The 13,026-nt window shown below is 56.3% G+C and carries 15 protein-coding genes; 6 read left to right on the top strand and 9 right to left on the bottom strand.

Annotation, left to right across the window (positions count from 1 at the left end; genetic code table 11):
* Positions 1-9: 9 nt before the first annotated feature.
* Both sufE and ldtE read left to right on the top strand, forming a co-directional pair.
* Positions 10-426 carry a cysteine desulfuration protein SufE gene (gene sufE / locus NI40_RS09490; protein WP_028012869.1) on the top strand — a complete coding sequence of 139 codons (417 nt, stop codon included), beginning with the start codon at positions 10-12 and terminating at the stop codon, positions 424-426.
* Between the two features lie 97 nt (positions 427-523).
* Positions 524-1,537, top strand: a complete 1,014-nt coding sequence (ldtE, locus tag NI40_RS09495; protein WP_039262109.1) for a L,D-transpeptidase LdtE — start codon at positions 524-526, stop codon at positions 1,535-1,537.
* A 60-nt stretch (positions 1,538-1,597) separates the two neighbouring features.
* Here the strand turns inward: ldtE and lpp are convergent, their stop codons facing one another.
* From lpp to NI40_RS09515, 5 genes are all read right to left on the bottom strand, one after another.
* Positions 1,598-1,834 (bottom strand): murein lipoprotein Lpp, encoded by a 237-nt coding sequence (gene lpp, locus NI40_RS09500; protein ID WP_010430241.1) that lies wholly within the window; start codon positions 1,832-1,834, stop codon positions 1,598-1,600.
* Between the two features lie 309 nt (positions 1,835-2,143).
* Positions 2,144-3,565, bottom strand: a complete 1,422-nt coding sequence (gene pykF, locus NI40_RS09505; RefSeq protein ID WP_029739779.1) for a pyruvate kinase PykF — start codon at positions 3,563-3,565, stop codon at positions 2,144-2,146.
* Positions 3,566-3,572: 7 nt separating this feature from the next.
* Positions 3,573-3,869 (bottom strand): protein YnhH, encoded by a 297-nt coding sequence (gene ynhH / locus NI40_RS24470; protein WP_418921897.1) that lies wholly within the window; start codon positions 3,867-3,869, stop codon positions 3,573-3,575.
* Positions 3,870-3,942: 73 nt separating this feature from the next.
* Complete coding sequence (locus tag NI40_RS09510) at positions 3,943-5,088, bottom strand: trans-sulfuration enzyme family protein (protein ID WP_039262369.1); 1,146 nt, start codon at positions 5,086-5,088, stop codon at positions 3,943-3,945.
* Between the two features lie 11 nt (positions 5,089-5,099).
* Positions 5,100-6,470, bottom strand: a complete 1,371-nt coding sequence (locus NI40_RS09515) for a pyridoxal-phosphate dependent enzyme (RefSeq protein ID WP_032657782.1) — start codon at positions 6,468-6,470, stop codon at positions 5,100-5,102.
* Positions 6,471-6,870: 400 nt separating this feature from the next.
* On the opposite strand from NI40_RS09515, the gene NI40_RS09520 reads away from it, so the two are divergent.
* From NI40_RS09520 to fumD, 4 genes are all read left to right on the top strand, one after another.
* Positions 6,871-7,893: a methionine ABC transporter ATP-binding protein gene (locus NI40_RS09520; protein WP_039262370.1), complete on the top strand. Its 1,023-nt coding sequence runs from the start codon at positions 6,871-6,873 to the stop codon at positions 7,891-7,893.
* The gene (locus NI40_RS09525; protein WP_008500617.1) at positions 7,886-8,554 is read left to right on the top strand and encodes a methionine ABC transporter permease; all 669 of its coding nucleotides are present in this window, start codon (positions 7,886-7,888) and stop codon (positions 8,552-8,554) included. Before NI40_RS09520 ends, NI40_RS09525 begins: the two co-directional genes overlap by 8 nt.
* Before the next feature lie 23 nt (positions 8,555-8,577).
* Entirely contained in the window at positions 8,578-9,390 is an 813-nt protein-coding gene (locus tag NI40_RS09530) for a MetQ/NlpA family ABC transporter substrate-binding protein (protein WP_008500616.1), read from the top strand.
* A gap of 110 nt (positions 9,391-9,500) precedes the next feature.
* Entirely contained in the window at positions 9,501-9,710 is a 210-nt protein-coding gene (gene fumD / locus NI40_RS09535; protein WP_008500615.1) for a fumarate hydratase FumD, read from the top strand.
* On the opposite strand, the gene NI40_RS09540 is transcribed toward fumD, so the two are convergent.
* The 4 genes from NI40_RS09540 to NI40_RS09555 are packed head-to-tail and all read right to left on the bottom strand — an operon-like array spanning position 9,691 to position 12,785.
* On the bottom strand, positions 9,691-10,377 hold the full coding sequence (locus tag NI40_RS09540) for an amino acid ABC transporter permease (protein ID WP_032657777.1): 687 nt from the start codon (positions 10,375-10,377) through the stop codon (positions 9,691-9,693). The two genes, fumD and NI40_RS09540, sit on opposite strands and share 20 nt — an antisense overlap.
* A complete protein-coding gene (locus NI40_RS09545) occupies positions 10,361-11,137 on the bottom strand; it encodes an amino acid ABC transporter permease (protein WP_039262345.1) in 777 nt (258 codons plus the stop codon). Before NI40_RS09545 ends, NI40_RS09540 begins: the two co-directional genes overlap by 17 nt.
* Positions 11,137-11,952 carry an amino acid ABC transporter ATP-binding protein gene (locus tag NI40_RS09550; protein WP_039262344.1) on the bottom strand — a complete coding sequence of 272 codons (816 nt, stop codon included), beginning with the start codon at positions 11,950-11,952 and terminating at the stop codon, positions 11,137-11,139. Before NI40_RS09550 ends, NI40_RS09545 begins: the two co-directional genes overlap by 1 nt.
* Before the next feature lie 2 nt (positions 11,953-11,954).
* A complete protein-coding gene (locus NI40_RS09555) occupies positions 11,955-12,785 on the bottom strand; it encodes an ABC transporter substrate-binding protein (protein ID WP_161798672.1) in 831 nt (276 codons plus the stop codon).
* Positions 12,786-13,026: the final 241 nt, after the last annotated feature.

Below are 13,026 nucleotides of genomic sequence, written 5' to 3' on the forward strand. Positions count from 1 at the left end.
AGGCGAAAGATGGCAGAACTGCCGGACAGAGACAAATTGCTGCGCAACTTTGGGCGTTGCGCAAACTGGGAAGAGAAGTACCTGTATATCATCGAGCTGGGGCAGCGTCTGCCGCCGCTCGGTGAAGAGGCGCATAACCCGGAAAATATTATTCAGGGCTGTCAGAGCCAGGTGTGGATTGTGATGGAACAGTCTGACGACGGCACGATAGCACTGCACGGCGACAGCGATGCGGCCATTGTAAAAGGGCTTATTGCGGTCGTCTTTATTCTTTACCACCGGATGTCGGCGCAGGATATTGTTGCGTTCGATGTCCGCCCGTGGTTTGAAAAAATGGCCCTGACCCAACACCTCACCCCGTCTCGTTCCCAGGGACTCGAAGCGATGATTCGCGCGATTCGCGCCAAAGCTGCAATCCTTAGCTAGACTTACAGAACAGCATTCATTCTGTTTCGCGAGGTGGTTCCCGCCTCGCTGGTTTTTCAGCTTTCTGGCGTCCTGCCAGTGAATAAGGAATCTCAGCATGAAGCGCGCGTCTCTCATAACTCTATTACTCCTCAGTTCGCTCGGCGCACTTAATTCGGCCCGCGCGATGGACTATCCGTTGCCGCCCGCAGGCAGTCGCCTGATTGGGCAAAATCAAACCTACACGATACAGGAAGGGGATAATAAGCTGCAGACCATCGCCCGCCGGTTTAATACCGCGGCGCAGGTGATTCTGGAAACGAACAATACCATTGCGCCAGTCAACCCGGCGCCGGGAACCGTCATTACCATCCCGTCGCAGATGCTGCTGCCGGACACGCCGCGCGAGGGGATTGTGGTGAACCTCGCTGAGCTGCGGCTCTACTACTTCCCGCCGGGAGAAAATATCGTTCAGGTCTTCCCGCTCGGCATCGGACAGCTGGGGCTGGAAACACCGGTCACGACCACGCGCGTAAGCCAGAAAATCCCGAATCCCACCTGGACGCCCACGCCGGGCATCAGAGCACGCTCTCTTGAGCAGGGAATTAAATTACCGCCGGTGGTACCTGCCGGGCCAAATAACCCGCTGGGACGCTTCGCACTGCGTTTAGGCGTGGGCAACGGGGAATATCTCATCCATGGCACCAGCGCGCCGGACAGCGTTGGCCTGCGCGTCAGCTCCGGCTGTATGCGGATGAACGCCCCGGACATTAAAGCCCTGTTTGAACAGGTGCGGGTTGGCACGCGGGTACAGATTATCAATGAACCCGTGAAGTTCTCCGTGGAGCCGGATGGTAAACGCTATATTGAAGTCCATCGCCCGCTGGCGCAGGCTGAGGGAGAAAACCCGCAGGTCTCGCCCATTACCCACTCCGCCGACTTTGCGACCTTTGTTTCTCAGGCGGGAAGCGATAAGGCGCTGATCGAGAAAGCCCTGTCACGCCGCGCCGGGATCCCGGTTATCGTGTCGTCAGAGAGCGGCCCGTCGGCCAGCAATAGCGTGTTGTCGGTGCAGAACAGTCGGGTGTCCGCTGCGGTAGCGGAAGATGAAGGGGAGAAGGTGACGCAGTAGCCGTTTGACGCAGGCAAAAAAAATGGCGCACAATGTGCGCCATTTTATTAACAGGTACTATTACTTACGGTATTTAGTAGCCTGGTTGTCCAGACGCTGGTTAGCGCGAGCTGCGTCGTCTTTAGCAGCCTGAACGTCGGAACGGATTGCGTTCACGTCGTTGCTCAGCTGGTCAACTTTAGCGTTCAGAGTCTGAACGTCAGAAGACAGCTGATCGATTTTAGCGTTGCTGGAGCAACCAGCCAGCAGAGTAGAACCCAGGATTACCGCGCCCAGTACCAGTTTAGTACGATTCATTATTAATACCCTCTAGATTGAGTTAATCTCCATGTAGCGTTACAAGTATTACACAAAGTTTTTTGGGTTGAGAATATTTTTTTGATGGGAATACACCTATTTTTGATCGTTCGCTCAAAGAAGCATCGAATCGGCCCTTTTTGAGCAAAAATCTATGTAAAAAAAGGCATTTATCATCGGATTCATCTTAGATAATTCGCAATTAAATAGAAAAACCCGATTTGCAATTTGAATGACTTTAGCTAATGCCAGGAATAAAAAAAGCGCCCGGAGGGCGCTTTTTATCAAAATTAATTCGTTCGGGAATTATTACAGCACGTGAACAGATGCGGTATTGGTGGTTCCGCTTGGCACCAGCGCGCCAGAAACCATGACCACAACGTCACCTTTCTGTGCCAGACCACGATCAACCAGCTCCAGAGCCACTTCTTTACCCAGACGGTAGAAATCATCCGTAGACGCGATCTCTTTCACCAGGTGAGGGATCACGCCTTTGCTCAGCACCAGCTGACGAGCCGTGGTTTCGTTGGTGGTCAGCGCCAGGATAGTCGCATCCGGGAAGTATTTACGCACCGCGCGAGCAGATTTACCGCCCTGGGTCGCAACCACGATCAGCGGTGCTTCCAGCTTCTCAGCCGTTTCTACGGCACCACGGCAAACCGCTTCGGTGATGCGCAGCTTGCGGCTGTCGTTGTTGTAGTCCAGACGGCTTTTCATTACGCGGTCGGTACGTTCGCAGATGGTGGCCATGATGGACACCGCTTCCAGCGGATATTTACCTTTTGCGGATTCGCCTGACAGCATAACGGCATCAGTACCGTCGAGGATGGCGTTAGCCACGTCGCCTGCTTCTGCGCGGGTTGGGCGTGGGTTTTTGATCATGGAGTCCAGCATCTGCGTTGCGGTGATAACCACTTTGCGCGCGCGAACACATTTCTCGATCATCATCTTTTGCGCGAAGATCACTTCTTCAACCGGGATTTCTACGCCCAGGTCGCCACGTGCAACCATGATGCCGTCAGACGCTTCGAGGATTTCGTCGAAGTTGTTCAGGCCTTCCTGGTTTTCAATTTTGGAGATGATCTGGATCTTCTCGCCGCCGTGCGCTTTCAGGTGCTCACGAATTTCAACTACGTCAGAACGCTTACGGATGAAGGAGGCCGCAACAAAGTCAACGCCTTGTTCGCAACCGAAGATCAGGTCCTGTTTGTCTTTTTCGGCCAGTGCTGGCAGTGCGATAGAGACGCCCGGCAGGTTAACGCCTTTGTTTTCGCCCAGGTCACCGTTGTTCAGCACTTTACAGATAACCTTGTTGCCTTCGATGGCGGTGACTTCCATACCGATCAGACCATCGTCTACGAGCACGGTGTTACCGACGGACAGGTCGTTGGTGAATCCTTCGTAGGTCACTGCAACGATTTCGCTGTTGCCGACAACGGATTTGTCGGTGGTGAAGGTGAAGGTCTGGCCCGCTTTCAGAGAGACGTCGTTACCGCCTTCCAGTTTGATGGTGCGGATTTCTGGACCTTTGGTATCCAGCAGGATCGCAGCTTTTTTACCGGTCTTGCTCATTACGTTGCGCAAGTTCTGGATACGCTGACCGTGTTCTGCGTAATCACCGTGGGAGAAGTTCAGACGCATCACGTTCATGCCGGCGTCCAGCATTTTGGTCAGCATCTCTTCAGATTCGGTTTTCGGGCCGATAGTACAAACAATTTTCGTCTTTTTCATGACAGTCTTAGTCTTTAAGTTGGGAAGGATATGGAAATCTCGCTCCGGGGGCGCACCGCCGCGGAGTCAAACCTGTGTTGCAAAAGAGTATATGACACGCACTAAGGATAGGAGACATCAAATGAGCGTGCAGAAGAAAGTGTGCCTGAGTGACAGCCCAACGAAGGAGAGGAGAAGTTGTACGTTGTTTTTTGTATTCCAAGCGCTGAAACCATTCACCAGGGATTAGGCGCGCATTATACGCTGATTTTAAGATAAAAGGAAAATGGAAACGGTGTTTCAGAAATAATCTGTGCAGTTTCACATAATATTGTTATCAAGGCGTTAAGCCATGATGACAACTTATGGCGGCAGGTGATTGACCTGCCGCGTTTTGCTTATTTTTGCAGCGCCTGGCTGAGATCGGCAATCAGGTCTTTCGGATCTTCAATCCCGACTGACAGACGGATCAGCTGCGGCACAATGCCGTTTGCCAGGCGTTGCTCCAGCGGAATCGAAGCGTGCGTCATGCTGTAAGGCTGGCTCACCAGACTTTCCACACCGCCGAGGCTTTCCGCGAGGGTGAACAGCTTCAGGTTGCGAATCACCTCGGTGGCGCGTTGCGCATCGCCTTTTACCACCACGGAAATCATCCCGCCGGGCAGGGCCATCTGCGTGCGGGCAAGCTGATATTGCGGATGCGATTCCAGGCCGGGATAGAACACCTTTTCGACCAGAGGATGCTGCTCCAGCCATTGCGCAATCGCCAGCGCGTTGGTGCTGTGCTTTTCTACCCTCAAAGCAAGCGTGCGAATACCGCGCAGCGTCAGGAAGCTGCTGAACGGATCCAGTACGCCGCCCACCGCGTTTTGCAGATAGCCCAGCTTATCCGCCAGTTCCCTGTTGTCCCCGACAATCGCCAGCCCGGCCACCACGTCAGAGTGGCCGTTCAGGTATTTGGTGGCGGAGTGCACCACGATATCGAAACCCGACTCCAGCGGACAGTGGATCACCGGTGACGCGAAGGTGTTATCCGCCACGCTGATGACGTTATGACGGCGGGCGATCGCCGCAATGGCCGCCAGATCCGCCAGCTTCAGCAGCGGGTTGGTTGGCGTTTCGACCCACACCATGCGAGTATCCGGGCGAATGGCGGCCTCGAGACCGGCTAAGTCGTCCGGTTTAACCCAGCTGACCTGCAGGCCGGTGCTGCGCTTGCGCACGTTTTCAATCAGGCGGTACGTCCCGCCGTAAACGTCATCAATGGCGACGATATGGCTGTCTTTGTCCAGCAGTTCGAGCACCGTGGAGATGGCCGCCAGACCGGAGGCGAAGGCGTAGCCGCGCGTGCCGCCTTCCAGTTCGGCGATGGCGGTTTCCAGCGCATGGCGGGTAGGGTTGCCGCTGCGGGAATACTCATAGCCGGTATGCTCGCCGGGTGACGGTTGCGCAAACGTCGAGGTGGCGTATATCGGCGGCATGACGGCGCCGTGCTGGTCGTTGAACTCGCCGCTGTGTACGCTCAGGGTAGCCAGGTTTTTCATCATCGATTCCTTTATTGCTGAAGACGGTTGCGCCAGGCGGTCAGAACGTCGCTGCGCGTAATCAGACCGAGAAAACGGTCGTTGTCATTAATGACGGCCACCAGACCGCGGTCGAAGATGGCGTTCAGGGCGCTTTCCGGGGCGTGTTTATCAAGAAACTCCACCTGACGCGTCATGGCTGCCGTCACCGGAAGCGCGAAGCGGTCGCCGTCGCCGCCGATATGCCGCAGGAGATCCCACTCGTCGATAATGCCCACCACCTTGCCGTTCTCCAGCACCGGCAGCTGGGAGATGTCATACAGGCGCATGCGTGCCAGTACGGTGGAAAGCGTGTCGTCCGGGGCGGCGGTAACGGTGGCGCCTTCATCGTGGCGCAGGGCGATATAGTCGGAGAGATCGCCGGCCTGAGGGCGCGTGATGAGCCCTTGCTGACGCATCCAGTCATCGTTGAACATCTTCGAGAGATACTTATTGCCGCTATCGCAGGCGAAGGTCACCACGCGCTTCGGCGCGGTCTGCGCCTGGCAATACTTCAGCGCGGCCGCCAGCAGCGTGCCGCTGGAGGAGCCCGCCAGAATGCCTTCCGTTTTCAGCAGATCGCGCGCGGTGGTGAAGGCCTCGCGGTCGGTAATGCGCCAGGCGCGATTCACCCCTTCAATGTGGGCCAGCGGCGGAATAAAGTCTTCGCCAATACCTTCAACCAGCCAGGAGCCCGCGTCGTGATAGCGTCCGGTTTCCACCTGGTCGGCGAGAACCGATCCGGCCGGATCTGCCAGGACAAACTCCGTGTGCGGAGAGTGCTCGGCGAACCACGCCTGTAGGCCGCCCAGCGTACCGCCTGAGCCGACGCCCACCACGATGGCGTCGATCCGCCCGTCAAGCTGCTCGTACAGTTCCGGTGCCGTGGTGGTGCGGTGCGCCAGCGGGTTGGCCTCATTATTGAACTGGTCGATGTAAAACGCGCCGGGCAGCTCGTTGGCCAGGCGCTGGGCGTAATCCTGGTAATAGGCGGGGTGGCCCTTGTTAACGTCGGAGCGGGTCAGCACCACCTGGGCACCCAGCGCGCGCAGGTGGAAAATCTTCTCGCGGCTCATTTTGTCCGGCACCACCAGGATCAGCGAGTAGCCTTTCTGGGCGGCAATCAGGGCCAGGCCGAGACCGGTATTCCCCGCCGTCGCCTCAATAATCGTGCCGCCCGGCTGCAGCTGGCCGGTACGCTCCGCTTCGTTAATCATCGACAGCGCAACGCGATCCTTAATAGAGCCGCCCGGATTCTGGTTTTCCAGCTTCAGGAACAGCGAGCAGGGACCGGTATCAAGCTTGTGCAGCTGGATAAGCGGGGTACGGCCAATCAGTTCGGTGACGGAATGGTAAATCGTCATGATGTTTTCCTTTCTGGATGTCATGACGGGATGATAGAGCGGCGAAATTTTCGCAATAAAGAACCATTCACTGCTCTTTAGAACAGAAAAGAATATAAATGCCATTTTTGGATGTCAGGACAGCAAGACGTAAAGTTGTCTGGATGTGAGGATGGCTATACCGGCATGAAATGCTGCAAAAATCAGCGTTTTTCGCGGGCATCTGCCAGCAGATATGCATCCGGCAGATAATCATTGCTGAAATTGATCTAAATGCTTCTCACCCTGTAAATCCGCTGTTTATTTCCGAAAGTTATAACAAATTCTTTTTTGTTCATTTGAAAGCTGATAACGCCTGTTTACTATCGTTTGGACATCCATACTGCTAAACAGCCATGCGCGAAACGGATAAAGAATAAGAATGATTGTACTCAGGAATATTTCGAAAGTTTTTGACAACGGAAAGGTCGCGCTGACTGCCGTTGATAACGTCAATTTGACGATAGAGCAGGGACAGATTTACGGAATTATCGGCTACAGCGGAGCCGGGAAAAGCACGCTGATTCGTCTGCTGAACGGCCTGGAAAAACCCAGCGCCGGAAGCGTGACCATTAACGGACAAAATATCTCTGCGGCAAAGGGTGAAGCGCTGCGCCAGGCGCGCCTGAAAATCAGCATGGTGTTCCAGCACTTCAACCTGCTGTGGTCGCGCACGGTGAGCGAGAATATCGCTTTCTCGATGCAAATCGCCGGTGTGCAAAAAGCCAGCATCAAGGCGCGCGTCGCCGAGCTGGTGGATCTGGTCGGCCTGAAGGGGCGCGAGAATGCGTACCCGTCCCAGCTGAGCGGCGGGCAAAAGCAGCGCGTGGGTATTGCGCGCGCTTTGGCTAACAGCCCTGACGTGCTGCTCTGCGATGAAGCCACCTCGGCGCTCGACCCGCAGACCACCGATCAGATCCTCGATCTGCTGCTGGATATTAACCGCCGCTTCAGGCTGACCATCGTGCTGATCACCCACGAGATGCACGTGGTACGCAAAATCTGCGACCGCGTGGCGGTGATGGAGAACGGTAAAGTGGTGGAAGAGGGCGACGTGCTGAGCGTTTTTACCCATCCGCAGCAGCCGATTACGCAGCAGTTTGTCCGCCAGGTGAGCCAGTACGCCGAGGAGGAAACCTTCAATACCGAACTGGCAAACGATCTGGAAGGCACGGTCATCAGGCTGACCTTTACCGGGCACAGCACTCATAAGCCGATCGTGGGTGAACTGACCCTGCGCTACGGCCTGCCGTTTAATATCCTGCACGGGAAAATGACGCAAACCGCCCACGGTGTGTTTGGTCAGCTCTGGGTACATGTCGTGGCATCCGATGAACAACTGAACAATATCCTCGCCGACCTGCAGCACAGCGATATTGAAGGCGAGGTGATTAAACATGGCTGAGAATCTCTTTCCGCATCTCAAGTGGGATCAGCTCTGGGCGGCGACGCTGGAGACGCTGTACATGACCGCGCTGTCCGGCGTGGCGACCTTTGTGCTGGGCATCGTGTTGGGGCTGGCGCTGTTTTTAACCGCGCGCGGCGGGCTGTTCCACAACCGCACGGTCTACAGCGTGATTTCGATTGTGGTGAACGTGTTCCGCTCTATTCCGTTCATCATTTTGATTGTCCTGCTGATCCCGTTCACCAAGACCGTCGTCGGCACCATTCTCGGCGCCAACGCGGCGCTGCCGGCGCTGATTGTAGGCGCCGCACCGTTCTACGCACGCCTGGTGGAGATCGCCCTGCGTGAAGTGGATAAAGGCGTCATCGAAGCAACGCGCTCGATGGGCGCACGACTGAGCACGTTAGTGTTTCGGGTTTTACTGCCGGAATCATCACCCGCACTGGTATCGGGTATTACGGTGACGCTCATTGCGCTGGTGAGCTACAGCGCAATGGCGGGGGTGATTGGCGCCGGCGGTTTGGGAAATCTGGCTTATCTGGAAGGATTCCAGCGCAACCATGGTGACGTCACGCTGGTGGCAACGGTGACCATTCTGATCATCGTTTTCATTATCCAGTTCTGCGGCGATGTCATTACTTCACTGTTAGATAAACGCTAATAAATACACACAGGAACCACATCATGAAAAAAACACTGACACTGATCGCCGCCGCAACCCTGAGCGCCCTGAGCTTCGCCTCCTGGGCCGACACCCTGACCGTGGGCGCATCCAACACGCCGCACGCCGAAATTCTGGAGCAGGCTAAGCCGATTCTGGCGAAGCAGGGTATCGACCTGGAGATTAAACCGTTCCAGGACTACATTCTGCCGAACACCGCGCTGGCGGGTCATGACATCGACGCGAACTATTTCCAGCACATTCCTTACCTGAACAGCGTGCTTAAGGATCATGCGGGCGATAAAGACTACGATTTCGTCAGTGCGGGCGCGATCCACATTGAGCCAATCGGCATCTACTCCAAAAAATACAAGTCGCTGAAAGACCTGCCGGAAGGTGGCAAGATCATCATGCGTGACGCGGTTTCTGAAGAGGGGCGTATTCTCTCCATCTTCGAGAAAGAGGGCGTGATCAAGCTGAAGCCGGGCATCGATAAAGTGACCGCGCGCATCAGCGACATCGTTGAGAACCCGAAAAAGCTGAAGTTCACGCCGAACGTGGAAGCCTCTCTGCTGCCGCAGATGTACAACAACAACGAAGGCGATGCGGTGGTGATTAACGCCAACTACGCGATTGACGCCGGTCTGGATCCGGTTCACGACCCGATTGCGGTAGAGAGCGGTGAAAATAACCCGTACGCCAACATCATTACCGTGCATCGCGGTGACGAGAAGAAGAAAGATATCGTTGCGCTGGTGAACGTGCTGCACTCGAAAGAGATTCAGGACTGGATCCGCACCAAGTACAAAGGCGCGGTCATCCCAGTAAACAACTAATTTACTGATTTTACAGATGAAGCCCGGCGAGTCTCTCGCCGGGCTTCTTTTTTGTATCCGGCAGGAGAATCATTTAAGCTCAACGTTTAAAAGGCAATGGAGTGATGACGATGGGTAACGTGACCAAAGATGAAGCGCTGTACCAGGAGATGTGCCGGGTGGTCGGGAAGGTGGTGCTTGAGATGCGTGATTTAGGGCAGGAGCCAAAGCATATTGTCATTGCCGGAGTCCTGCGTACCGCGCTGGCGAACCAGCGCGTTAAGCGCAGTGAACTGACAACTGAAGCGATGGAAACGGTGGTTAAAGCGCTGGCCGGGTAATGCGCCAGCGTTTCGCAAGCTGTTCGAGCGAGCAGCAGAGCAGGTAGTAGACCACGCCCGTAAAGATAAAAATGGCCGCCGGGTAGATTTGCACCCGGTTGTTGACCTGTCCCGCCACCGTGGTCAGCTCCGGTACGTTCACGATAAACGCCAGCGACGTATCCTTCAGCAGGCTGATAAAAATCCCCACCAGCGACGGCAGAATATTCCTCAGCGCCTGCGGCAGCAGCACGCGCAGGAGGGTTTGCTGCGTGCTGAAGCCCTGAGACAGTGCGGCCTCGTACTGCCCGGACGGTAGCGCGTTAAGCCCGGCCAGCACCGAGTGCATCACGGTTGCCGCGGTAAACCAGGCCAGAGCCAGCGTGACGGTCAGCGCTCCCGGCAGATCGCCTCCGGTCATAAGCGGCAGGAGATACCACATCCAGAAAATTACGAAGATGAGCGGGATACCGCGGATCAGCTCTGCCCATAAAAAGAGGGCCTTTCGCACGAGCCCGGTAAAGCGCCAGGCCAAACACGCGAGCACTATCCCACCGGGCAGGGCGATGACGGCGGCCCCGGCCGCCATCATCAACGACAGCAATACGCCCCCCGGTTCACCCGTCGCCGCGCGTCCCCACAGCAGATAGTCGAGGTTATCGGTGATGACGTTAAGTCCGGCAATCATGTTTTTCACTCCCTGTGGTGGCGACGCCTGGGCGTTTACGTTTCGCGTCAGGCCCGATGCGAACCAGCACCAGCCCCATGACCAGGCCGGTCAGCAGATAGAGTGCGGTACCGAGGGTAAACGCCTCCAGCGCGTGCGCGTTATAGCTCTCGATCTGCCTGACCTGATAGGTCAGCTCGGCAAAGCCAATCCCGCTCGCGAGCGAGGAGAGCTTCATCAGATTTAGGTACTGGCCCACGACCGGCTGCCAGGCGTTGGCCAGGCCCTGCGGCAGAAGGATGTAACGAAACAGACGCCACGCGGAGAATCCCTGCGCGAGCGCCGCCTCCCGCTGTCCGGCAGGTACGGAACGTAACCCCGATTCCACCTCTTCGATTAAAAACGCCGAGGTAAAGACGCCCAACCCCCAGGCAGAACATAAAAATTCGGGCGTAAACCACCAGACGTCGCCGGGCAGAATTGACCAGCTGTGATCCGCGTTCACCGCGTCGCGGAACGCCTGCGGTAGCCCGTTCCAGGCGGCAAAATACCAGAACAGCAGCTGCACCAGCAGCGGCGTATTGCGAAACAGCGACACCCAGCTGCTGACGACCGCGTTCCCGGGGCGTCCGCCGGAAAGGCGCAGGAGCATAAAGAGCAGTGCGAGCAGGCTGGCCAGCAGCATCCCGGCAAGCGTGACCCACAGGGTGGTGAGGAATCCGGAGAGTATCCACTGCAGAGGCTGTCCGGTCAGTACCCCCTGCCAGTCGAGCGCGGGCATTACAGATGCTCCTGATGCAGCGGGTTGAGCACCTTCTGCAGGAACCGCTGCGCGCGCGGATGCGACGGCTGGCTGAAAAACTGTGCCGGTGGCGCGGTTTCCAAAATTTGCCCGCCGTCGATAAAGACAATCCGGTCGGCAATTTCCCGGGCAAACTGCATCTCGTGGGTCACCACGATCATCGTGATCCCGCTGTGGGCGAGGGCTTTCATCACGTACAGCACTTCACCAATCATCTCCGGATCCAGCGCGGAGGTGGGTTCATCGAACAGAATGATTTGCGGTGAAGAGGCCAGGGCGCGGGCAATCGCGACGCGCTGCTGCTGTCCACCGGAAAGCTCTGCCGGGAAATGGTGGGCTTTTTCCAGCATCCCGACCTTCTCCAGCAGGGCCAGCGCGCGCTCCTGAGCTGGCTGCGGCTTCCAGCCGTGAACGTGCTCCAGCGCCAGGGTAATGTTCTGGCTGGCGGTGAGGTGGGCGTAAAGATTGAACTGCTGGAACACAAACCCCACGCGGCTGCGCAGCTGGCGCAGCCCGGTACCGGAGAGCTTTGCGGTAGGCTTGTTGTCGACCAGAATCTCTCCGCCGCTTAGGGTTTCAAGCTGGTTGATAAGACGAATCAGGGTGGATTTACCGGAACCCGAAGGGCCGAGGATGGCGACCACTTCACCGGGCGTGATGGTGAGGTTAATGTCGTTTAAAACCTGATGGTCACCGTAGCGTTTGTCCACATGACGAAACTCGACGCTGGCCTGTTCCAGATGTGAAAAATCCGCGGCACCGGCCGCGGAGTGTGAAAATAAACCTGAGAGCATAATTATCTGGCTTCTATTTTAAAGGCGCGAGGCTGTGGGGAAGGCGTGTTTGGGCCAAACCAGACATCGTAGATTTTTGCTGCCTGACCGTTCTTCTCGAGATTAACCAGCTCGTCGTTAACGGCCTTCAGCAGCGCCGTTTCACCTTTCTTCACCCCAACGCCAATCTCTTCTTTGCTGAGCAGATCGGGCAGGATTTTAAAGTTCGCTTTATCCGGCGCCTGCGCCAGCAGACCGGCCAGAATAGTGCTGTCCTGGGTGATGGCCTGTACGTTACCGTTGCGCAGCGCCGTCAGCGCCAGCGGAATATCGTCATACGAGAGCACGCGTGACTGCGGGAAACGCTGGTGCAGCGCCTGCTCGCCCGTCGTTCCTTTGACCGCGCCAATCCGCGCCCGGCTGTAGTCATCAAGCTTGTCCGGTGATTTAGCCGGCACCAGGAACTGCTGGCCGGTGACAAAGTAAGGCGTCGAGAAATCAATCACCTGCGCGCGTTCCGGGGTGATGGTGATATCCGCCACGATCAGATCGGCTTTCCCGGACTGCAGCAGCGGAATACGGTTAGCCGGATTGGTGGCAACCAGTTCAAGCTTCACGCCGAGCGATTTTGCCAGCGCTTTGGCGAAGTCCACGTCATAACCCACGATCTCGTGCGTTTTGGCATCAATAGAGCCAAACGGCGGGTTGGCGTCAAACGTGGCCACTTTCACCACCCCTGCGGCCTTAATATCCGCCAGCTGATCGGCCTGTGCCTGCGCTGAAAGCAGGCTCCCCGCCGCCAGTAATCCCAGAACCAGTGTCCGTTTGGTAAACCCTTTCATATTTGCTGCCATAGTCATTCGCCATCCCGTTGTTTTTGTTTTACCCCGCTACGCTCCCATAAGCGAAAGCTATCGCCAAATAAGAAATCGTTCTTTGCTATGAGCAAAAAAGCATTAGTGAACAACGTGTTAATGAAGAGTGAAAAGAACGGGATGCTATTTGCAGATCCTGCACATCAACAGTGAATTTTGGTATTTCCCCCGCGAGGCATTTGAGTGCTTAACTGAGATCAGACACGGCGAGAGAGGGTAA

It is taken from the genome of Enterobacter sp. E20, from assembly GCF_000801755.2.
Taxonomy (GTDB): Bacteria; Pseudomonadota; Gammaproteobacteria; order Enterobacterales; family Enterobacteriaceae; genus Enterobacter; species Enterobacter asburiae_B.

Excerpts from the sequence above, each read along its gene's own strand:
- NI40_RS09545 (WP_039262345.1), bottom strand. The coding sequence starts at position 11,137 with ATGCCCGCGCTCGACTGGCAGGGGGTACTGACCGGACAGCCTCTGCAG.
- NI40_RS09540 (WP_032657777.1), bottom strand. The coding sequence starts at position 10,377 with ATGATTGCCGGACTTAACGTCATCACCGATAACCTCGACTATCTGCTG.
- NI40_RS09520 (WP_039262370.1), top strand. The coding sequence starts at position 6,871 with ATGATTGTACTCAGGAATATTTCGAAAGTTTTTGACAACGGAAAGGTC.
- fumD (WP_008500615.1), top strand. The coding sequence starts at position 9,501 with ATGGGTAACGTGACCAAAGATGAAGCGCTGTACCAGGAGATGTGCCGG.
- pykF (WP_029739779.1), bottom strand. The coding sequence starts at position 3,565 with ATGAAAAAGACGAAAATTGTTTGTACTATCGGCCCGAAAACCGAATCT.
- NI40_RS09530 (WP_008500616.1), top strand. The coding sequence starts at position 8,578 with ATGAAAAAAACACTGACACTGATCGCCGCCGCAACCCTGAGCGCCCTG.
- lpp (WP_010430241.1), bottom strand. The coding sequence starts at position 1,834 with ATGAATCGTACTAAACTGGTACTGGGCGCGGTAATCCTGGGTTCTACT.
- NI40_RS09550 (WP_039262344.1), bottom strand. The coding sequence starts at position 11,952 with ATGCTCTCAGGTTTATTTTCACACTCCGCGGCCGGTGCCGCGGATTTT.
- NI40_RS09525 (WP_008500617.1), top strand. The coding sequence starts at position 7,886 with ATGGCTGAGAATCTCTTTCCGCATCTCAAGTGGGATCAGCTCTGGGCG.
- ldtE (WP_039262109.1), top strand. The coding sequence starts at position 524 with ATGAAGCGCGCGTCTCTCATAACTCTATTACTCCTCAGTTCGCTCGGC.
- NI40_RS09555 (WP_161798672.1), bottom strand. The coding sequence starts at position 12,785 with ATGGCAGCAAATATGAAAGGGTTTACCAAACGGACACTGGTTCTGGGA.
- NI40_RS09510 (WP_039262369.1), bottom strand. The coding sequence starts at position 5,088 with ATGAAAAACCTGGCTACCCTGAGCGTACACAGCGGCGAGTTCAACGAC.
- sufE (WP_028012869.1), top strand. The coding sequence starts at position 10 with ATGGCAGAACTGCCGGACAGAGACAAATTGCTGCGCAACTTTGGGCGT.
- NI40_RS09515 (WP_032657782.1), bottom strand. The coding sequence starts at position 6,470 with ATGACGATTTACCATTCCGTCACCGAACTGATTGGCCGTACCCCGCTT.